This window comes from Methylobacterium sp. AC433, assembly GCF_979253015.1.
The window spans coordinates 24691-44229 of sequence record NZ_CEEDBN010000012.1 but is presented as its reverse complement, the minus strand read 5'-3'; the positions used below and the strand labels follow the sequence as shown (position 1 = coordinate 44229).

Genomic DNA, 19539 nt, shown 5'->3' with positions numbered 1-19539 from the left:
GGCGCGCGGCCCTACGTGCTCAGGTTGAGCCGGTAGCGATAGGCGTCGCCCCGGAACAGGCCCTCGACATACTCGATCATCACCGAGTCCTGGTTGTAGCTGTGGCGCTTGATCAGCAGGCAGGGCAGGGGCTGCGCGAAGGCGAAGATCTCGCACTCGGCCGCCGTCGGCAGGGTCGCCTCCACCGTCTGCTCGCAGCGCACGAGGCGGCCGCCCGGGTGCCCGGCCAGGAAGGCGTAGACCGAGCCGGAGAGGTCGCCGGTCTCCAGGGCCGGCACGGCGCGGATGTTGTACCAGGCGACCTCGCGCGACATCGGCACCCCGTCGCCGGCGCGCACGCGGGTCAGGCGCAGGAACGGGGCCGTGGAGGGCAGGCCGAAGATCGAGGCGATCGAGCGGTCCTCGGTGACCACCCGCTCCAGGATGCGCGAGGAGGGGATCTTGCCCAGTTCCCGCATCTCCTCGGTGAAGCCCTTGAGGCGGTCCATGCCCGGGCGCACCGGCTCGGGGCGGCGGCGCACCAGGAAGCCCGAGCGCCCGCGCGGCACCAGGAGCTCGTCGTCGCTGAGCTCGGCATAGGCGCGCTGGACCGTGACGCGGCTGACGCCGAGGCTGTCGGCGAGCTGGCGCTCGGCCGGCAGGATGACCCCCGGCGGCAGCGAGCCCGACAGGATCAGCTCCCGCAGCTGCTCCTCGATCTGCCGGTACAGGGGCATCGCGGTGTCGCCGCGCAGCCGCAGGAGGGACAGCACCGAGGGGCGGTCGCCGCCGGCGGCATCCGGCCCGTCCGCGCCGTCCATCGTCCGATTTCTGGGGCGCACTTCCAATCGACCTCCGGTCGTGATGCTTATAGCGGATCAGCTCGGGGTGCTCCATGCGGGTCTTCGTCATCGGCAGCTTCGTGATCGCCTGCTCGGTCAAGGTCCCGCGGCTGCCGCAGGCGGGCGAATCCCTCGGCGGCTCGGCCTTCCTGGCGGAGCCCGGCGGCAAGGGCTTCAACCTCGCGCTGGCCGCGCACCGGCTCGGCGTCGCGGTGGACGGGCTCTTCGCCGTCGGCGAGGACGTGTTCTCCCCCGTGGTCCGTTCGACCTTCGCGCGGGTCGGTTTCCCGGCCGACATGCTCGTGCCGCATGCGGGCTCGACGGGCGCCGGCGTCGCCTTCGTGGATCCGGCCGGCGAGAACTGCCTCGCGGTCTGCCTCGGCGCCAACCTCGCCCTGACGGCGGAGGACGTCCGGGCCGCCGCCGCCCGCATCCGGAGCGCGGACCTCGTGGCCGCGACCTTCGAATCCCCCGACGCCCCCATCCGCGAGGGCTTCGCCCTGGCCCGGGCGCGGGGCATCCGCACCCTGCTCAACCCCTCGCCGGTGCGCGCCCTCGACCCGGCGATCCTGGCCGACACCGCGATCCTCGTCGTCAACGCCGTCGAGGCGGCCGCGCTCGGCCTCGGGCCGCCCGAGGCCATCGTCGCGGCCGGCACCGCGACGCCGGCCATCGCCGCGCTCATCGACGGGGGCCTCGAACTTCTGGTGGTGACGCTGGGCGCGCGCGGCGCGATCGCCTTCCGTCCCGGGGCGCCGCCCCTGCGCCGGCCGGCCTTCGCGGTGGCGGCCGTCGACACGGTCGGGGCGGGCGACGCCTTCGCGGCCGGCCTGATGGCGGCTCTCCTCGCGGAAGCACCCGTCGAGGAGGCCCTGCGGCAGGCCGCGGCCTGCGGGGCGCTCGCCACCGGTCAGTTCGGGGCCTTCGACGCCTTCCCGACCGCCGCGGCGATGACCGCCTTCCTGGGCGGTGCCGGGCAGCGGCCCGCGCCGGCCCTCAGCACTGCGCGGGCTGCCCGCTGAACATCGAGAGCGAGGCGACGATGCTCAGGAGTTCCGCCTGCCGCTTGGTGCCCGTCTTGATGAAGATCGAGGTGAGCTGGGTGCGGACCGTGCTGGTCTGGACGCCCACGCTCTCCGCGTAGGTCTGCAGGCGCAGGCCGCCGGCGAGCGCCTGGAGCAGGCGCGCCTCCGCCGGGGTGAGGTCGAACAGGAGGTTCAGGAGGCCGTCGTCCGGGGCCGCCCGCGCCCCCACCTGCACCAGGATGAGCAGCACCGCCGAGGCGTCGAAGACGTCGCCCGGCTGCCGGTCGAAGCGCAGGATGTGGGCGATGTGGGCGCGGTTCTCGGAATAGCTGCGCACCGGCATGGTCTGCACCGAGCGCCGGCCGCCGACGACGTTGGCGATCGCGTCCTGCAGCAGCTTGCTGTTGATCAGGCTCTTGAAGACGTGGCCGCCGTGCTGGCCCGAGGTCAGCACCTCCTCCCGCTCCTGCAGGCGGGCATTCATGGTCAGGACCCGCCCCGAGGCCGACAGGATCGCGGCGGGCAGCCCGATCCGGTTGAGCGCCCGGGTGGTGACGCGGGCCCGCTCGGAGCCGAACTGGGCGCTGAGCTGGCAGGCGCGCACCAGGTGCGGGCGCAGGGCGTCGAGCCGGGGCAGGATGGCGGGCTCGTGCGGTCCCGTCTCGGCCCGGCGCTCGACCGTGACGATGGCGACGTCGCCGGTGGGCAGGGAGATCGTCGTCCCCGCCTGCCAGAACGGCTCGTCGACCCGGCAGGGCCGTCCGTCATAGGAGCCCGGCACCAGGTCGACGTCGCGCATGAAGCCCGCATGGGCGAGGGTGCGCCACTGCGCCGTGCGCCCGCTGCCGCGCCAGGAGGCCGCCGCCGTGCGGTGGCGCAGGCGCTGCTCCAGGCCCGGGGAGGCGATCCAGCGGGGCATGCCGACGGGCGGCAGCACCATCAGCACGCCGCCATCCGAATTCGCCGCGTCGCCGAGGCACTGGAGGACGTCCGGCCAGAGGTCGGGCGTGCCCGCGGCCTCGTAGATCCGGTCGATAAGAGCTTCCCGCACCGGCTCGCCCCACGCTGATCTGGCTGATCGCGATAAGACCAATATCAGTCCAAAACCTGCGACGGTATCCTCCAAATGGGGGATGCCGTGAGCGGGAAGGGGTCGGCCGGGTCCGGCCCTCGCGGTCCCGACGCGGCGACGGGGCGTGGCGGGTCGGGCCGGCCGGGCCTCCGGGGGGCCGGGCGCGCCCGGGCAAAGCCCTGGGGGCACGGCGTTTTTCCCCGCCGACCGGAGCGGCTGCCGGGGCCCCGGGGGCGCCCTCCGCCGGATGGATGATGCCCGCCTTCCGGCCGCCCCCGAGACTGCGCGCATTCGGGAGGAAACAATCATGAGAATGCTCGTCGCCAGCGTCATCGTCGCCCTGTCCTGCACCGTCGCGCGGGCCGACGAATTGAACGACCTGCCGGACCTCGCCTGCGCGCAGGCCTCGTCGGCCGTGGAGCGCGCGCAGATCGGGTGCCCGGACGCGAATCACGCGACCGCGGAACCGCGCGGCGGGCGCCCCGCCTCGCCCCTCGACCGGGCCGAGGACGACTGAGCGCGCGCGAGGCGCCATGAGCGTCATCGCCACGGCCCTGTTCGCCGGCGCGGGGCTCGGCCTGTCCATCGCCGCGCCGATCGGCCCGACGAGCCTGCTCTGCGTCCAGCGCACCCTGGCGGCCGGCCTGCCCACCGGCCTCGCCACCGGCCTCGGGGTCGCCACCGTGCACCTGACCTACGGCACCGTGGTGGTGGGCTGGGGCACGGACCTGGTCACGGCCTGGTCGAATCTCGCCCTGCTCTCCCTCGTCTCGGGGGCGGTGCTGCTCGCCCTCGCGGTCCGGGTGCTGCGCAGCGTCTCGGTCCTGGGCGCGACGGGCGAGGGCCGCCGCACCCTGGCGGCGAGCTATGCCAGCGCCGTCGGGCTGGCCCTGGCGAATCCGGTCACCCCCGTGCTGTTCCTGGCCGCCATGCCGAGCCTCCTCGCCCACGGGGCGGCGCCGCTCCCGGTGCTGGTGGCGGGCGTGTTCCTGGGGTCGTTCGGCTGGTGGGTCACCCTCAACACCGCGGTCTCGCTGTTCCGGGGCTGCGTGACCAGCCGGGTCCTCAAACGGATGAACAAGGCCGCCGGCCTCCTCCTCGCCGCCCTGGCCCTGAGCCTGCTCGCCCGGGGTCTGGCCGGCAGCCTGGACCGGCCGCTCCCCGGCCCGGGTCCGACCGTCCCGACCTCGGGCCCGGCCGCGGGCTGAGCCGCGCGCCACCGGCGGTCGGAGGGGAGGGCGGCGTTCGGCGGGATCGCGCGCGGCGCACCGTCGACGCGGCCCATCCCGCGCAACCTCGACGGCAGGCGGCGGCCGGGACGCGCCTGCGGGTTATCACCTCTTGCAGCCCTGGTTGCTGAGGCAATTGGCGTAGTACCGGAAGCACTCGGCCTGGCAGTTTTCGGCTTGCGCCTGGTTCTGGCTCGGTATGTTCGCGCAGGATTTCCTCTGGCACGCGATGACGCTCGCGCCACATTCCCGGGTTTGTGATTCCGTGCATAGAGCCCTGACATTGGGCTGAAGAACTTGCGCCGCGGCGACATCACAGACGACAAGTACAGCAATCATAGATAGAAAAGCTGGCGTCAGGAACGCCAGCGGACCACGTATCTTCGGCATGGAAGCATCACCTGTTTTCACCGCAGGTCCCGAGATTCTTAGCGATCTGTCGGCGACCCCTGATCGATGCTGCCAACGTCACCGAATTGCGGCCGAGGTGCAATCGGTCTCGACGGATCGACTTGGTCTCGACGGATTGACTTGGAGAATGCGGATCCGGGGATCGAAGTGGGACGGTCGCCCCCGGCGCGCGTCGGATCGAAGGCGCGGGAGCCGTCCTCGCCTCGATCGCCTTCCCCGATGGCGAGGCCTTCCGGCGAGCCTCCGCGGACGGCTCGTCCGATGTCGGACGAGCCCATCGGCAGCCTGCCAAGATCACGCAAGATCACGATTGTGCACCCGGGTCCAGGCATGTCGGCGGAGTCCGGCGGCAAGCAACCGGCGCGACGCGTTTCAGACGATGCGCGCGGAACCGACGACGAAGACCCGGCCGCTCGCTCCGGCAGCCGCCGGGACATCATCCCACGGGTCCGCGCCCGCGAATCCGGTTTCCCCTTTCCCACCCGATGCTCTAAACCCGGGCCAAGAGTAGAACATTTCCAAAGCGGCCGGCGGGGCGTCCCGGTGGGCGCGGGACCAGGGAACGCCATGCGCATCGGACTGTTCGTGCCGTGCTACGTCGATGCCTTCGAGCCCGAGGTGGGGATCGCCACGCTGGAGTTGCTGGAGCGCTTCGGCCTCGACGTGGACTACCCCTTCGACCAGACCTGCTGCGGCCAGCCGATGACGAACACCGGCTGCCACGCGGAAGCCGCCGCCACCGAGGCGCTGTTCGTCAGGAACTTCGCCCCGTTCGACTACGTCGTGGCTCCGTCCGGCTCCTGCGTGCACCAGGTGCGCGAGCACCTCACGGCGATCCCGCAGACGGACGAGGTCAAGGCCGTGCGGGCCAAGACCTTCGAGCTCGTCGAGTTCCTGCACGACATCCTCAAGGTCGAGGCATTCCCCTGGGCGGAATTCCCGCACCGGGTCGGCTACCACGGCAATTGCAACGCGCTGCGGGGCATCCACCATGCCCGCCCGTCCGAATTGAACGCGCCGTTCTTCTCGAAACCCCTCGACCTCCTGAAGAAGGTCAAGGGCATCGAGATCGTGGCCCCGGCCCGGCCCGACGAGTGCTGCGGCTTCGGCGGCACCTTCTCGGTGTTCGAGCCCGCCGTCTCGGCCAAGATGGGCTACGACAAGGTCTCCGACCACGCCCAGGCGGGGGCCGAGTACGTCGTCTCGGCCGATTCCTCCTGCATGATGCACCAGAAGGGCTGCGCCGACCGGATCGGCGTGCCCCTCAAGTTCATCCACATCGCCCGCATCCTCAATGGAGCGACCGCATGAGCGCCTCCGACGAACTCCGTCCGGACGACCGTCGGCCGGCCGACGCGGCCCGCCGCGACGGCGTGATCCATCCCGAGGTGCTGGCCCCGACCGACGAGAGCGAGCGCGGCCAGGACGGCCAGCGCCTGCAGCATGCCGAGGGCGCCTCGCGGCCGATCTCGGCCAGAGCCATCTCCCCGAAGGCCCCCCGGGAGCCGCAGCCGCGCGGCGCCAAGATCCGCGGCGACCGCCCCATCGACCAGGCCGAGGCCGCCGAGCGCTTCCTCGCCGCGCCGATGCACCAGAAGGCGCACGACGCCCGGCTCTGGGACCTGCGCTCGAAGCGCGACACCGCCGCCTTCGGCATCCCCGAATGGGAGGAGCTGCGCGAGCTCGCCTCGCAGATCAAGACCCACACCCTGGCCAATCTCGACCGCTACCTCGAGGCGTTCGAGGCGCAGGCCAAGGCCAACGGCGTCCACGTGCACTGGGCCGCCGACGGGGCCGAGCACAACCGCATCGTCCACGGCATCCTCAAGGATCACGGCGCGAAGTCGCTGATCAAGTCGAAGTCGATGCTCACCGAGGAATGCGGCTTCCGGCACTACATGGCCGGCACCGGCATCGAGGTGATCGAGACGGATCTCGGCGAGCGCATCCAGCAGCTCGACAACGAGGAGCCGAGCCACGTGGTGGTGCCGGCCGTGCACAAGACCCGCTTCGACGTGGCCGAGGTCTTCTCCCGCACCATGGGGACCGACCCGGAGAACGACGACGCGCACTACCTCGCCGAGAGCCAGCGCATGCACACGCGCCCGCTCATCCTGGAGGCGGATGCGGGCCTGACCGGCTGCAACTTCGCCATCGCCGAGACCGGCACGGTGGTGACCTGCACCAACGAGGGCAATGCCGACCTCTCGGGCAACGTGCCCAAGCTCCAGATCCACTCCATCGGCATCGAGAAGCTGATCCCGCGCATCGAGCATCTCGGCGTGTTCCTGCGCCTGCTCTCGCGCTCGGCGCTCGGCTCGCCCATCACCCAGTACACCTCGCATTTCCGCAAACCGCGGACTGGCTCGGCCATGCACTACGTGCTGGTGGACAACGGCCGCTCCGAGCGCCTCGGCATGGAGGAGTTCTGGACCTCGCTGAAATGCATCCGCTGCGGCGCCTGCATGAACACCTGCCCGGTCTACCGGCGCTCGGGGGGCCTCTCCTACGGCGCCACCTATTCGGGGCCGATCGGGCTGATCATCGACCCGACCTTCAACAAGCGGAAGTATTCGACCCTGCCGTTCTCCTCGACCATGAACGGGAGCTGCACCAACGTCTGCCCGGTGAAGATCAACATCCACGAGCAGATCTTCGCCTGGCGCAAGGTGCTGGCCGAGGAGCACCAGATCCCGCTCCTGAAGCAGGGCATGATGAAGGCGGCGGGCCAGGTGCTGAGCCGTCCGGCGACCTACCGCGCGGCCATCGGCGCCGCCGATTCCGCGCTCAAGGTGCTGCCGCGCTTCGCCGTCTACAACCCGCTCAACACCTGGGGGAAGGGCCGCGAGATGCCCGAGGCCCCGCGCCAGACCTTCCACGCCTGGTACAAGCAGAACCGCATGGCGAAGGCGGGCGGCAAGGCGACGGGCAGCAAGGCGACGGGCGGCAAGACGACGGGCAGCAGGAACACCGAGGGAACCAAGTGAGCGTCCGCGAAGCCACCCTGGCGCGCATCCGCCGGAACCGCCCGGCCGGCGAGCACCCGCTGCCGGAGGTGCCGCTCTTCGCGCCCCTCGTCGGCGACGACCACGTCGCGGAGTTCGGCGAACGCCTGAAGCGCATGGGCGGCAAGCTCGCCGAGGCGAACCCGGGCGGGGACCTCTTCGCCAGCGTGCGCGAGCGCCTGGACGGCGCGACGGTCATCGCCTCCGCCGTGCCGGAGATCGCGGGCAACCGCGACCTCGGCGCCGTCGCCCGGCCGCAGGACCTCGCCGACGTCGACATCGCCATCGTGCGGGCGGTGTTCGGGGTGGCCGAGACCGGCTCGGTGCTGTTCACGCAGGCCGAGCTGCGGGTGAACGCGGTCGCCTACCTCGCCCAGCACCTCGTGGTGCTCCTCGACCCGGCCGACATCCTGGTGAACATCCAGGCGGCCTATCGCCGCCCGGATTTCGCCCGCGCCGCCTACGCCGTGCTCCATACCGGCCCCTCGGCCACCGCCGACATCGAGGGCGTGCTGATCCACGGCGCGCAGGGGGTGCGCTCGCTCACCGTGATCCTGGCCCCGCGGGGCTGAGGATCCGCTTCGCGACGTTGCCCCCACGGGCGCGATCCTTGCTATGCTGACGGCCATACTCGACGGCCAGGACCCGACAGCAAGGAGCGGATGGTGCGCTATCAACTGGGCTGCAATCTATCCTACAACATCCTCTCGGACACGACCTTCATCTTCAACCTCGAAGTCGCGCGCCTGCGCAGCGTCGAGATCCTCAGTGAAAGCCTGGTCCTGTCGCCGAACCTGAAGCGCGACATCTACGTCACGCCCGATCTCCAGAACCGCTATCTCGGCGTCAACGTGCCGGTGGGGCAGTTCGCGCTGGAATACAATGCCGAGGTCGAGCTCACCGTGCACCGGGCCGACCCGGCGACCATCAACGAGACCCCGATCGCGCAGCTGCCCCTCGACATCCTGCCCTTCCTGCTGCCGAGCCGCTTCGTCTCCTCCGACCGGCTGACGCCCTTCGCGCTGGCCGAGTTCGGCGCCCTGCCGAAGGGCCACCAGCGCGTCAACGCGATCTGCAACTGGATCCACGACCACCTGACCTACCAGCCGGGCACCAGCGACGGCGAGACCACCGCCGACGAGAGCCTGCTGAAGCGGGCCGGCGTCTGCCGCGACTTCGCGCATATCGGCACCGCCTTCTGCCGGGCCTTGGGCATCCCCGCCCGCTTCGTCAGCTGCTACGCCCACGGCCTCGTCCCGAGCGACTTCCACGCGGTGTTCGAGGCCTATCTCGACGGGCGCTGGTGGCTGTTCGACGCCACGCGCCAGGCCGACCTCGACGGCCTCGTGCGGATCGGCGTCGGCCGCGACGCCGCCGAGATCGCCTTCTCGACGCCCTGGGGCAACATGCAGCCCGTCAACCAGCAGATCCGCATCGTGCGGGCCGACGGGCAGGGCAGCCCGGCGCAGCGGACCGTCGACGCGATCTCCACCGAGGAGCCGGCCCCGCACGCGGGCGCGGCCTGACGGACCGGGGCGGCTCCTCCCAAGCCGCCGGCGGCTCCTCCTAAGCCGCCGGCGGCTCGCCCGAGGCGGCCGCGGCCTTGCCGAAGCCGCCGCGGCCTTGCCGAAGCGGGCCCGGGCGCGATGTGGATCGTTCAGGGAGGGCATCGCGCCATGGCCTATCGTCACGTCGTCGGTCCGCGGACCCACGTCTTCGCCGATCTCGCGACCCTGATGGCCAAGGCGACGCCGGTTCGGTCCGGCGACCGGCTCGCGGGCATCGCCGCCGAATCCGCCGAGGAGGAGGTGGCCGCGCGCTGGTGCCTCGCCGAGGTCCCCTTGCGCGAGATCCTGGCAAAGCCCCTGATTCCCTACGAGGCCGACGACGTCACCCGGCTCGTCCTCGACACCCACGACGCGGCGGCCTTCGCGGAGATCGCCCACCTCACCGTGGGCGACTTCCGCGAGTTCCTGCTCACCGCCCCGTCGGAGACCCTGGCCCGCATCGCCCCCGGCGTCACGCCCGAGATCGCGGCGGCGGTCTGCAAGCTCATGCGCAACCAGGACCTGATCCTGGTGGCCCGCAAGTGCCGGGTGGTCACGCGCTTTCGCAACACCATCGGGCTCCCCGGGCGCCTGGCCGTGCGGCTGCAGCCCAACCACCCCACCGACGACGCCGCCGGCATCACCGCCTCGATCCTCGACGGCCTGTCCTACGGCTGCGGCGACGCGGTGATCGGCCTCAACCCCGCCTCCGATTCCGTCTCGACCCTGAGCGGCCTGCTCCACCTCTTCGACGACCTGATCCGGCGCCTGGAGATCCCGACGCAGGGCTGCATCCTCACCCACGTCACCACGACGATCGAGGCCATGAACCGGGGCCTGCCCGTCGACCTGGTGTTCCAGTCGATCGCCGGCACGGAAGGCGCCAATGCCGGCTTCGGCGTCACCCTGCCGATCCTGCGGGAGGCGCACGAGGCGGCCCTCGCCCTGAAGCGCGGCACGGTGGGCGACAACTGCATGTATTTCGAGACCGGGCAGGGCTCGGCCCTCTCGGCCGGCCAGCATCACGGCATCGACCAGCAGACCCTGGAGGCCCGGGCCTACGCGGTGGCGCGGCCGTTCCGGCCCCTCCTGGTCAACACGGTGGTGGGCTTCATCGGGCCGGAATACCTCTACGACGGCAAGGAGATCATCCGGGCCGGGCTGGAGGACCACTTCTGCGGCAAGCTGATGGGCGTGCCGCTCGGGGTGGACGTCTGCTACACCAACCACGCCGAGGCCGACCAGAACGACATGGACACCCTGCTGACCCTGCTGGGGGCGGCCGGCTGCAACTTCATCATGGGCGTCCCCGGCGCCGACGACGTGATGCTGAACTACCAGTCCACCTCGTTCCACGACTCCCTCTACCTGCGCGAGGTGCTCGGCCTGAAGCGCGCCCCGGAATTCGAGGCCTGGCTGGCGCGGATCGGGCTCACCGACGCCGACGGCGCCCTGCTGCCGGAGGGGCCGAGCGCCCGGCTCATCGCCGCCGCGCCGGGCCTCGCTCGGTCGGGCCTCGCCGCATGAGCGCCGACCGCACCGGGGAGACGCCCGATCCCTGGGCGCAGCTCGCCCGGCTCACCCCCGCCCGCATCGGCCTCGGCCGGGTCGGCTCCGGCCTGCCGACCCGGGAGGTGCTGCGCTTCGGCCTCGCCCACGCCCAGGCCCGGGACGCGGTGCACGCGCCCCTCGACGCCGAGGCGGTGGCCGCCGGCATCGCCGCCCTCGGGTTCGAGACGATTCCCGTGGCCTCCGCCGCCCCGGACCGGGCGACCTACCTGCGCCGGCCCGACCTCGGCCGCGCCCTGACGGAGGCGGGCGCCGCGGCGCTGGCCGCCCGCGACGAGGGCCCGGTCGACCTCGCCCTCGTGGTCGCCGACGGACTCTCGGCCCGGGCCGTGCACGAGGGGGCGGCGGGCTTCCTCGCCGCCTTCAAGGCGCACATCGACCGCGCCGGCTGGCGCCTCGCACCGGTGGTGGTGGCGACGCAGGGGCGGGTGGCCCTGGGCGACGGCATCGGCGCGGCGCTCGAGGCCCGCGCCGTGGTGGTGATCATCGGCGAGCGGCCCGGCCTGTCCTCGCCGGACAGCCTCGGGCTCTACCTCACCTTCGGCCCGCGGGTGGGGCGCTCGGACGCCGAGCGCAACTGCATCTCGAACGTGCGCCCGGCCGGGCTCTCGCACGATCTCGCGGCGTTCAAGCTCGACTGGCTCCTGACCCAGGCCTTCGCCCTCGGCCTCTCCGGCGTGAACCTGAAGGACGGCAGCGGGCCGGCCCTGGACGCGGCCCCCGGCGGGCTCCGGCTCGGCGACGGTTCGCAGGCGGAGGCGGAGGCAGAGACGGACCCCGCCTGAGGCGGCGATCCGTGCCCGCGGAATCCCCGACGCCGCCAGCCCCTCGCCACCGGCCCGAGGCGGGCATGCAGGGCGCCGGCCGCCCGGACGCGCGGCCGAGCGATGAAATCCGCCGTCGCATCGGCTCGTTCGGACGGTCCCGGGCGCCGAAGCGTGGCTGTGGCGGGGTCGCAACACCCCGAAAGCATCCCGACTTTGCCTTGGGAGACCCCTCTCGCCGCCGCGATCCCGCCATAAACCGGGACCACCTCAGCAAGCGCGGTAAACGATAGTTCCCCCAACGCTTTACCGCGGAGTTCAGACGCTTTCCGAGAAACGGTCCGGTGGGGCCGCGCGCCGTGGCTTTCCACGGAGCGCACCCATCTGTTCGCGGTCGCTCCGAACCCACACATGCGTATCAGGCCGGGGTGGTGAGACGAACGATGGACGCGCGTAAAACCGACAAGTCGAAGCTTCCCAGCCGCCACGTCACGGAGGGGCCCGAGCGCGCTCCCCACCGCTCGTACCTCTATGCCATGGGCCTGACCCGCGAGCAGATTCACCAGCCGCTGGTGGGCGTCGCCTCCTGCTGGAACGAGGCCGCCCCCTGCAACATCTCGCTGATGCGCCAGGCGCAGGCGGTGAAGAAGGGCGTCTCGGCCGCCAACGGCACCCCGCGCGAGTTCTGCACCATCACGGTGACGGACGGCATCGCCATGGGCCATGCCGGCATGCGCGCCTCGCTGCCCTCCCGCGAGGTCATCGCCGATTCGGTCGAGCTGACCATGCGCGGCCACGCCTACGACGCCCTCGTGGGTCTGGCCGGCTGCGACAAGTCCCTGCCCGGCATGATGATGTCGATGGTGCGCCTCAACGTGCCGGCGATCTTCATCTATGGCGGCTCGATCCTGCCCGGCTCGTTCCGCGGCCGCCCGGTGACGGTGCAGGACCTGTTCGAGGCCGTCGGCAAGGTCGCGGTCGGCGACATGTCCCTCGACGATCTCGACGAGTTGGAGCAGGTCGCCTGTCCGTCGGCCGGCGCCTGCGGCGCGCAGTTCACCGCCAACACCATGGCCACCGTCTCCGAGGCCATCGGCCTGGCGCTGCCCTACTCGGCCGGCGCCCCGGCGCCCTACGAGATCCGCGACAGATTCTGCATGACGGCGGGCGAGAAGGTGATGGAGCTCATCGCCAAGAACATCCGTCCGCGCGACATCGTCACCCGCAAGAGCCTGGAGAACGCGGCGGCCGCCGTCGCGGCCTCGGGCGGCTCCACCAACGCGGCCCTGCACCTGCCGGCGATCGCCCACGAATGCGGCATCAAGTTCGACCTGTTCGACGTGGCCGAGGTGTTCAAGCGGACGCCCTACATCGCCGACCTGAAGCCGGGCGGGCGCTACGTGGCCAAGGACATGTTCGAGGTCGGCGGCATCCCGCTGCTGCTGAAGACGCTCCTCGACCACGGCTTCCTGCACGGCGACTGCATGACGGTCACCGGCCGCACCATGGCGGAGAACATGGAGAAGGTGCACTGGAACCCGGACCAGGACGTCGTCCGCTCCGCCGGTACGCCCCTGACCCCCACCGGCGGCGTCGTCGGCCTGCGCGGCAACCTCGCGCCGGAGGGCGCCATCGTGAAGGTGGCGGGCATGTCGGAGGAGAAGCAGGTCTTCACCGGCCCGGCCCGCGTCTTCGACGGCGAGGAGGCCTGCTTCGAGGCCGTCCAGAAGCGCACCTACAAGGAGGGCGAGGTCCTCGTCATCCGCTACGAGGGCCCGAAGGGCGGCCCCGGCATGCGCGAGATGCTCTCCACCACCGCGGCCCTCTACGGCCAGGGCATGGGCGACAAGGTCGCGCTGATCACCGACGGGCGCTTCTCGGGCGCCACCCGCGGCTTCTGCGTCGGCCATGTCGGGCCCGAGGCCGCCATCGGCGGTCCGATCGGCCTGATCCGCGACGGCGACGTGATCACCCTCGACGCCATCAAGGGCACCCTCGACGTGGCGGTCTCGGACGAAGAATTCGCACAGCGCCGGGCCGCCTGGACCCCGCGCACCAACTCGGCCACCTCCGGCTACCTGTGGAAGTACCAGCAGACCGTGGGTCCGGCGGTGAACGGCGCGGTGACCCATCCGGGCGGCGCCGAGGAGACGCACACCTATGCGGATATCTAGGACAGCCCACGGCCGCGCCATGCGGCCGGCGCGGGCCGCCCGGGATCGGCCGCTGGCACGCATGGGCCGGCGCCTCGCCGCGGCGGCGGGGCTCGTGCTCCTCGGCCTGGCTCCGGCGGCGGCACTGGACGCCACCGCCCGGACGCCCGTTCCGGGCGGCAGCTACCGCAGCGCCCGCGAGGCCCTGCGCATGGGCGTGCGCGACTACAATGCGGGCGACAAGGAAGGCGCCGCCCGCGCCCTCGAATACGCTGCCGACCAGGGCCATGCCCTGGCGCTGTGGAAGCTCGGGCGCATGTATGCCGAGGGCGACGGCGTGCCCCACGACGACCTCAAGGCGTTCGAGTTCTTCTCCCGCATCGCCGACGACACCACGGACGAGGGTCCGGACGCCCAGAACTCGGGCGTGGTGGCGAGCGCCTTCACGGCGCTCGGCGCCTACTTCCTCGACGGGATCAAGGGCACCTACGTCCGCCCGAATCCCGAGCGCGCCTACGACATGTTCAACTACGCGGCCTCGTATTTCGGCGACCCGAACGCCCAGTACAACCTCGGCCGGCTCTACCTCGACGGCACCGGCGTCGACACCGACGCGCGCCAGGCCGCGCGCTGGTTCAACCTCGCCGCCGAGAAGGGCCACGCCCCGGCCCAGGCCCTGCTCGGCCAGCTTCTCGTCAACGGCCAGGGCGTTCCGGCCCAGCGGGCCCGCGGGCTGATGTGGCTTTCCATGGCCCGGGACGCCGCACAGGGCCGCAAGGACGACTGGATCGTCGCCCTCTACGAGAAGACCTGGGCCTCGGCCAGCGAGGAGGACCGCGCCGCCGCGGTGGCGCAGGCCTCCCAGACGTCCGCCCAGGTCACCGGGTCGGCGCGCCGGCGGCGCTGACCCGCGGAAGGGCGCCGCCCCCGCGGGCGCTCAGGTCGGGGACGTCCGGGCCGCGAGCGCCGTCGCGAAGGACGGCCGGGCCAGGGTGGCGGCGACGTAGCCGGCGAGCTTCGGCCAGCGCCCGGCATCGACGGATTCGCCGGCCAGATGCAGGTTGTGGAAGCCGGTCGCCACCGAGATGTCCGCGATGCTGAAGGCGTCGCCCACGAGGTAGGGTCCGTCGATCTGCCCCTCGAGGTAGTCGTAGATCTTCGGCAGGTCCTCGGTCAGGGCCTTGGCGACGGCCGCCTCGTCCCCGGCCTTGCCGAACATCTTCGGCTTCACAACCCGGTTGGCGAAGGGGACGATGATGACGTCGAACATCTCGGTGTCGCCGTACTTGTCGAACCAGATCGCGCGGCCGCGCGCCTTGGCCTCGGACGGAAACAGCGCCGGGCTCGGAAACTTCGCCTCGAGATAGGTCAGGATCGCCGAGGAATCGGCGAGCAGGAAGCCGTCGTCGTCGAGGGCCGGGATCTTGCCGAGCGGGCTCGCCGCCTGGAACGCCGGGTCCTTGGCGTGGAAGAAGAGCGGGATGTGCTCCCCCTCCCGGCCCTTCTCGGCCAGGGCGACGAGGACCTTGCGGACGTAGGGCGAATAGCCGGTGCCGTAGAGTTTCACGCGGGACTGCCTCCATGTGGGGGGATCGGTGCTGGCCCAACCCGCGGGAGGCGGGATCGTTCGCTCACGCGTCGGTGAGTTCCGCCGTCACCGGCACGTGGTCGGAGGGCTTCTCCAGGCCGCGCAGGTGCTTCTGCACCGAGGCCGAGACCAGGCGGTCGGCGGCCTGGGGCGAGAGCAGGAGGTGGTCGATCCGGATGCCCGCATTCCGGTTCCAGGCCCCCGCCTGGTAGTCCCAGAAGGTGTAGAGGCCCGGCCGCGGGTCGCAGGCCCGGAGGGCGTCGGTGTAGCCCTCGGCGAGGAGCGCCCGGAACGCCGCCCGGCTCCGGGGCAGGAACAGGGCGTCCGCGCGCCAGGCCTCGGGGTCGGCGACATCCTCCGGCTCGGGGATGACGTTGTAGTCGCCGGCCAGCACCACCGCCTCCTCGGCCTCGCGCAGGCCCTGCGCGTGGCGCCGCAGCCGCTCCAGGAAGCCGAGCTTGTAGGGGTATTTCGGGCTGTCGACCGGATTGCCGTTGGGCAGGTAGATCGAGGCGACGCGCACGGGACGCACATCGTCGCCGGAGATCAGCGCCTCGATGTAGCGGGCCTGCTCGTCGCCGTCGTCGCCGGGCAGCCCGCGGCGGATCTCGGACATCGCCAGGGGCGCGCGCACCAGCAGGGCGACGCCGTTATAGGCCTTCTGGCCCAGGGTCTCGACGGCGTAGCCCGCCGCTTCGATCTCCGCCCGGGGAAAGCCTTCGTCCTGGCATTTCAGCTCCTGCAGGCAGACCACGTCGGGCTTGGCCTCGTCGAGGAAGCCGACGAGGTGGCCGACGCGCTGCTTGATCGAATTGACGTTCCAGGTGGCGATCCGCATGGGCTGGGAATCTCTGAGGGTCTTTGCGCGAGGGTGTCCGTCATCGGGCCTTCGCCTCGGGCTGGCAAGGCGTCCTGGTTCGCGGGGACGGATGGATGGGGGCCGGATGGCCGGGCACTGGCTGACACCGATCTACGCCTATTGCGAGCGCAGCGATCCCGGCTTCTGGGCGGAGCCGGTCAACGCCCTGTCCAACGGCGCCTTCCTGGTCGCCGCCGGCCTGGCGGCGTGGCGCGTGCGCCGGGCCGGGACGGCGGATGCCCCGGCCCTCCTGCTCGGCGCCCTGGTGGCGGTGGTGGGCCTCGGCTCGTTCCTGTTCCACACCCTGGCGGTGCAGTGGGCGCTGCTGGCCGACGTCATCCCGATCGCGCTGTTCATCTACGCCTACTTCCTCCTGGCGATGCGCCGCTTCCTCGGCCTCGGCCTCGCGGCGGCGCTGGCCGCCACCCTGGCCTTCGCCGCCTTCGGCATCGGCCTGGAGCCGGCCCTCGACGGGCTGACGGGCCGGTCGATGGACGCGCTCACCAACGGCTCGATCGGCTACGCGCCGGCCATCCTGGCCCTGGCGGGCGTCGCCGCCGGCCTGCTGGCGCCGCAGGGCCGCTCCCTCGGCCCGGCCCGGCGCGAGGCCGGACGGGCGCTGCTCGGAATCGCCGCGCTGTTCGCCGTCTCGCTCGCCTTCCGCACCCTCGACCGGGCGGTCTGCCCGGTCTGGCCGCTGGGCACCCACGCCCTCTGGCACGTCCTCAACGCCGGGGTGCTCTACGCGCTGATCGCCGTCGCGGCCCGCTACCGCGAACGCCGATCGTAACGCCGCGGGTCCGCGACGGCCGGCCGTTTTGTTGCGCCCCCCGGCAAATCGTTGCAGAAGATCGGGCCGCGTCGAGCGCGGCAATCGCCTCCGCCGATCGACGCCGGGCCCCGCGCCACCGCCGGACGCGGCAGGTCCACGGCGCGACAGAGTGACGGAACACACCCATGACACAGAGCCTTCGCCTCGGCGTTGCCGGCCTCGGCACCGTCGGCGCCGCCGTCGTCCGGATGGTCGCCCGCCGGGCCGAGGCCCTCGGTCAGACCAGCGGTCGGACGATTCGGGTCACCGCCGTCTCGTCGCGCGACCGCAGCCGCGACCGCGGCCTCGACCTCGCCGGCGTGGCCTGGTTCGACGATCCCGTCGCCCTGGCGCGCTCGGGCGAGGTCGATTGCGTGGTTGAGCTCATCGGCGGCGCCGAGGGGCCGGCCCGGGCGACGGTGGAGGCGGCCCTGGCCGCCGGCAAGCACGTGGTCACCGCCAACAAGGCCCTGCTGGCCAAGCACGGCGCGGCGCTCGCCCGGCAGGCCGAGGCGGCGGGGGTGGCGCTGGCCTACGAGGCCTCCGTCGCCGGCGGCATCCCGGTGATCAAGGCCCTGCGCGAGGGCCTGACCGGCAACGCCGTCTCGCGCGTCTACGGGATCATGAACGGCACCTGCAACTACATCCTCACCCGGATGGAGCGCGAGGGCCTGACCTTCGAGGCCTGCCTCAAGGACGCCCAGGCGCTCGGCTATGCCGAGGCCGACCCGACCTTCGACGTCGAGGGCTTCGACACCGCCCACAAGCTCGCGATCCTGACGAGCCTCGCCTTCGGCACCGAGGTCGATGCCGAGGGCGTCTCCGTCGAGGGCATCTCGGCGATCCAGCTCCTCGACCTGACCATGGCCGAGGAGCTCGGCTACCGGATCAAGCTGCTGGGCGTCGCGCAGGTCGCGGCCGGGGGCATCGAGCAGCGGGTGCACCCGACCATGGTGCCGAAATCCTCCGCCATCGCCCAGGTCATGGGCGTGACCAACGCGGTCACCATCGACGCGGACGCGGTGGGCGAACTCACCCTGATCGGCCCCGGCGCCGGCGGCGAGGCCACCGCCTCGGCCGTGGTCTCCGACATCACCGACATCGCCGCCGGCACCCGTCGCCCGACCTTCGGGCGACCCGCGGCCGCCCTGAGCCCGTCCCAGCGCGTCGCCATGCAGCGGCACGAGGGCGGCTACTACATCCGCCTCACCGTGCACGATCGCCCCGGCGTCGCCGCGGGCGTGGCCATCCGGATGGCCGAGCGCGACATCTCCATCGAGAGCATCCTGCAGCGCCGGTCCGAGAGCGCGGCCTCGAAGGACCCGCACGGCCGCTCCGGCCAGCCGGTCCCCCTGGTCCTCATCACCTACGCGGCCACCGAGGGCACCATCCGGGACGCCCTCGACGCCATCGCGGGCGACGGCCTGCTCGCCGAGGCGCCCCAGCTGATCCGGATCGAGCGCGAGTAGCGGCCCCTCCGTCGGGCAGCGTACATTCGGTGGACGACAGAAGAAAAATGCGCGCGGCTGGCGAAACTTAATGCCTCACTCGCATTTTAGTTCATAAGGAGCGCCCGATAGAGGCGCAGGGGCGCGAGGCTCACATGTCCGGTGGCAACTTGGAATCGCGCGCGCCGGTGGCGCGGTCCCTGACCCTCGAGCTGGCGCGCGTCACCGAGCGCGCGGCCATCGCCGCCGCGCGCCTGCGCGGGCAGGGCCGCGAGAAGGAGGCGGACCAGGCCGCCGTCGACGCGATGCGCCTCGAACTCAATCTCCTGCCCATCGACGGCACCGTGGTGATCGGCGAGGGCGAGCGCGACAACGCCCCGATGCTCTACATCGGAGAGCGCCTCGGCACCGGCGACGGCCCGAAGGTCGACATCGCCGTCGATCCCCTGGAGGGCACCACCCTCTGCGCCAAGGACATGCCCGGCGCCATCGCGGTGACGGCCCTGGCGGAGGCCGGCTCCCTGCTCGCCGCCCCCGACGTCTACATGCAGAAGATCGCCATCGGCCCCGGCTACCCGGCCGGCCTCGTCGACCTCGACGCCAGCCCGGCGGACAACATCGGCGCGCTCGCCCGGCACAAGGGCGTCGACCCGGCCCAGATCACCGCGATCATCCTCGACCGCCCGCGCCACATGCAACTCGTCGCCGCCGTGCGCGCGACGGGGGCCGGCATCCGCCTGATCTCGGACGGCGACATCGCCGGCATCATCCACACCGCCAATGCCGATGCGACCGGAGCCGACATCTATCTCGGCATCGGCGCGGCCCCCGAGGGCGTCATCGCCGCCGGCGTGCTCCGCTGCATCGGCGGCCACATGCAGGGCCGCCTGATCCTCGACAGCCACGACAAGCGCGAGCGCGCCGCCCGGATGGGCATCAGCGATCCCAACCGGAAATACGAGCTGCACGACATGGCCCGCGGCGACGTCATCGTCGCCGCCACCGGCGTCACCGACGGTGCCCTGCTCAGGGGAGTGCGGTTCCGGCCCGGCCTGATCGAGACCGAGACCGTGGTCTACCGCTCCGCCAGCGGCACGGTCCGGCGAATGCTCTGCGAGCACCGGCTGCTCGGGGAGGTCTGAGGCGGGCAGAGCCGGCCGAGGGTCAGCGCGCGGGCGGCGCGATGCGCATGGCCCGAACCCTGTCGGATCCGATGTTCTCGAGGCCGGATCGACTG

The 19539-nt window shown here is 71.9% G+C and carries 18 protein-coding genes; 14 read left to right on the top strand and 4 right to left on the bottom strand.

Annotation, left to right across the window (positions count from 1 at the left end):
- Positions 1-11: 11 nt before the first annotated feature.
- The gene (locus AC0IWM_RS16545; RefSeq protein ID WP_056469947.1) at positions 12-800 is read right to left on the bottom strand and encodes a GntR family transcriptional regulator; all 789 of its coding nucleotides are present in this window, start codon (positions 798-800) and stop codon (positions 12-14) included.
- Positions 801-874: 74 nt separating this feature from the next.
- On the opposite strand from AC0IWM_RS16545, the gene AC0IWM_RS16540 reads away from it, so the two are divergent.
- Positions 875-1843 carry a PfkB family carbohydrate kinase gene (locus tag AC0IWM_RS16540; RefSeq protein WP_471756782.1) on the top strand — a complete coding sequence of 323 codons (969 nt, stop codon included), beginning with the start codon at positions 875-877 and terminating at the stop codon, positions 1841-1843.
- Here AC0IWM_RS16540 and AC0IWM_RS16535 read toward each other — a convergent pair.
- Positions 1818-2897 (bottom strand): helix-turn-helix transcriptional regulator, encoded by a 1080-nt coding sequence (locus AC0IWM_RS16535; RefSeq protein ID WP_471756781.1) that lies wholly within the window; start codon positions 2895-2897, stop codon positions 1818-1820. The two genes, AC0IWM_RS16540 and AC0IWM_RS16535, sit on opposite strands and share 26 nt — an antisense overlap.
- A gap of 328 nt (positions 2898-3225) precedes the next feature.
- Between AC0IWM_RS16535 and AC0IWM_RS16530 the strand changes: the two genes are divergently transcribed.
- From AC0IWM_RS16530 to AC0IWM_RS16485, 10 genes are all read left to right on the top strand, one after another.
- The gene (locus tag AC0IWM_RS16530; RefSeq protein WP_156652910.1) at positions 3226-3435 is read left to right on the top strand and encodes a hypothetical protein; all 210 of its coding nucleotides are present in this window, start codon (positions 3226-3228) and stop codon (positions 3433-3435) included.
- A 16-nt stretch (positions 3436-3451) separates the two neighbouring features.
- The gene (locus tag AC0IWM_RS16525) at positions 3452-4126 is read left to right on the top strand and encodes a LysE family translocator (RefSeq protein ID WP_471756779.1); all 675 of its coding nucleotides are present in this window, start codon (positions 3452-3454) and stop codon (positions 4124-4126) included.
- A 999-nt stretch (positions 4127-5125) separates the two neighbouring features.
- A complete protein-coding gene (locus AC0IWM_RS16520) occupies positions 5126-5869 on the top strand; it encodes a (Fe-S)-binding protein (protein WP_471756777.1) in 744 nt (247 codons plus the stop codon).
- The gene (locus AC0IWM_RS16515) at positions 5866-7545 is read left to right on the top strand and encodes a lactate utilization protein B (RefSeq protein ID WP_471756775.1); all 1680 of its coding nucleotides are present in this window, start codon (positions 5866-5868) and stop codon (positions 7543-7545) included. Before AC0IWM_RS16520 ends, AC0IWM_RS16515 begins: the two co-directional genes overlap by 4 nt.
- Positions 7542-8135, top strand: coding sequence for a LutC/YkgG family protein (locus AC0IWM_RS16510; protein WP_471756773.1), 594 nt, complete (start codon positions 7542-7544; stop codon positions 8133-8135). The genes AC0IWM_RS16515 and AC0IWM_RS16510 overlap by 4 nt, the downstream gene beginning before the upstream one ends.
- A gap of 93 nt (positions 8136-8228) precedes the next feature.
- Positions 8229-9089 (top strand): transglutaminase-like domain-containing protein, encoded by an 861-nt coding sequence (locus AC0IWM_RS16505; protein WP_447678300.1) that lies wholly within the window; start codon positions 8229-8231, stop codon positions 9087-9089.
- A 150-nt stretch (positions 9090-9239) separates the two neighbouring features.
- A complete protein-coding gene (locus tag AC0IWM_RS16500) occupies positions 9240-10637 on the top strand; it encodes an ethanolamine ammonia-lyase subunit EutB (RefSeq protein ID WP_471756771.1) in 1398 nt (465 codons plus the stop codon).
- Complete coding sequence (gene eutC, locus AC0IWM_RS16495) at positions 10634-11464, top strand: ethanolamine ammonia-lyase subunit EutC (RefSeq protein ID WP_471756769.1); 831 nt, start codon at positions 10634-10636, stop codon at positions 11462-11464. The genes AC0IWM_RS16500 and eutC overlap by 4 nt, the downstream gene beginning before the upstream one ends.
- A gap of 422 nt (positions 11465-11886) precedes the next feature.
- The gene (gene ilvD / locus AC0IWM_RS16490; protein WP_056469976.1) at positions 11887-13617 is read left to right on the top strand and encodes a dihydroxy-acid dehydratase; all 1731 of its coding nucleotides are present in this window, start codon (positions 11887-11889) and stop codon (positions 13615-13617) included.
- Entirely contained in the window at positions 13604-14503 is a 900-nt protein-coding gene (locus AC0IWM_RS16485) for a tetratricopeptide repeat protein (RefSeq protein ID WP_471756767.1), read from the top strand. The genes ilvD and AC0IWM_RS16485 overlap by 14 nt, the downstream gene beginning before the upstream one ends.
- A gap of 30 nt (positions 14504-14533) precedes the next feature.
- On the opposite strand, the gene AC0IWM_RS16480 is transcribed toward AC0IWM_RS16485, so the two are convergent.
- A complete protein-coding gene (locus tag AC0IWM_RS16480; protein WP_471756765.1) occupies positions 14534-15163 on the bottom strand; it encodes a glutathione S-transferase family protein in 630 nt (209 codons plus the stop codon).
- Between the two features lie 64 nt (positions 15164-15227).
- Entirely contained in the window at positions 15228-16022 is a 795-nt protein-coding gene (gene xth / locus AC0IWM_RS16475) for an exodeoxyribonuclease III (protein ID WP_056469982.1), read from the bottom strand.
- Positions 16023-16128: 106 nt separating this feature from the next.
- Here xth and AC0IWM_RS16470 point away from each other — a divergent pair, with 106 nt between their 5' ends.
- From AC0IWM_RS16470 to glpX, 3 genes are all read left to right on the top strand, one after another.
- Positions 16129-16833: a ceramidase domain-containing protein gene (locus tag AC0IWM_RS16470; protein ID WP_471756763.1), complete on the top strand. Its 705-nt coding sequence runs from the start codon at positions 16129-16131 to the stop codon at positions 16831-16833.
- A gap of 167 nt (positions 16834-17000) precedes the next feature.
- A complete protein-coding gene (locus AC0IWM_RS16465) occupies positions 17001-18323 on the top strand; it encodes a homoserine dehydrogenase (RefSeq protein ID WP_471756761.1) in 1323 nt (440 codons plus the stop codon).
- A 134-nt stretch (positions 18324-18457) separates the two neighbouring features.
- Positions 18458-19444: a class II fructose-bisphosphatase gene (gene glpX, locus AC0IWM_RS16460; RefSeq protein WP_471756759.1), complete on the top strand. Its 987-nt coding sequence runs from the start codon at positions 18458-18460 to the stop codon at positions 19442-19444.
- Positions 19445-19539 lie beyond the last annotated feature (95 nt).

What these genes read in the sequence shown, in the direction of transcription:
- AC0IWM_RS16500 (WP_471756771.1), top strand. Translation starts at nt 9,240, where the DNA reads ATGGCCTATCGTCACGTCGTCGGTCCGCGGACCCACGTCTTCGCCGAT.
- AC0IWM_RS16465 (WP_471756761.1), top strand. Translation starts at nt 17,001, where the DNA reads ATGACACAGAGCCTTCGCCTCGGCGTTGCCGGCCTCGGCACCGTCGGC.
- AC0IWM_RS16530 (WP_156652910.1), top strand. Translation starts at nt 3,226, where the DNA reads ATGAGAATGCTCGTCGCCAGCGTCATCGTCGCCCTGTCCTGCACCGTC.
- AC0IWM_RS16525 (WP_471756779.1), top strand. Translation starts at nt 3,452, where the DNA reads ATGAGCGTCATCGCCACGGCCCTGTTCGCCGGCGCGGGGCTCGGCCTG.
- AC0IWM_RS16540 (WP_471756782.1), top strand. Translation starts at nt 875, where the DNA reads ATGCGGGTCTTCGTCATCGGCAGCTTCGTGATCGCCTGCTCGGTCAAG.
- AC0IWM_RS16545 (WP_056469947.1), bottom strand. Translation starts at nt 800, where the DNA reads ATGGACGGCGCGGACGGGCCGGATGCCGCCGGCGGCGACCGCCCCTCG.
- AC0IWM_RS16520 (WP_471756777.1), top strand. Translation starts at nt 5,126, where the DNA reads ATGCGCATCGGACTGTTCGTGCCGTGCTACGTCGATGCCTTCGAGCCC.
- glpX (WP_471756759.1), top strand. Translation starts at nt 18,458, where the DNA reads ATGTCCGGTGGCAACTTGGAATCGCGCGCGCCGGTGGCGCGGTCCCTG.
- xth (WP_056469982.1), bottom strand. Translation starts at nt 16,022, where the DNA reads ATGCGGATCGCCACCTGGAACGTCAATTCGATCAAGCAGCGCGTCGGC.
- ilvD (WP_056469976.1), top strand. Translation starts at nt 11,887, where the DNA reads ATGGACGCGCGTAAAACCGACAAGTCGAAGCTTCCCAGCCGCCACGTC.
- AC0IWM_RS16515 (WP_471756775.1), top strand. Translation starts at nt 5,866, where the DNA reads ATGAGCGCCTCCGACGAACTCCGTCCGGACGACCGTCGGCCGGCCGAC.
- AC0IWM_RS16485 (WP_471756767.1), top strand. Translation starts at nt 13,604, where the DNA reads ATGCGGATATCTAGGACAGCCCACGGCCGCGCCATGCGGCCGGCGCGG.
- eutC (WP_471756769.1), top strand. Translation starts at nt 10,634, where the DNA reads ATGAGCGCCGACCGCACCGGGGAGACGCCCGATCCCTGGGCGCAGCTC.
- AC0IWM_RS16470 (WP_471756763.1), top strand. Translation starts at nt 16,129, where the DNA reads ATGGCCGGGCACTGGCTGACACCGATCTACGCCTATTGCGAGCGCAGC.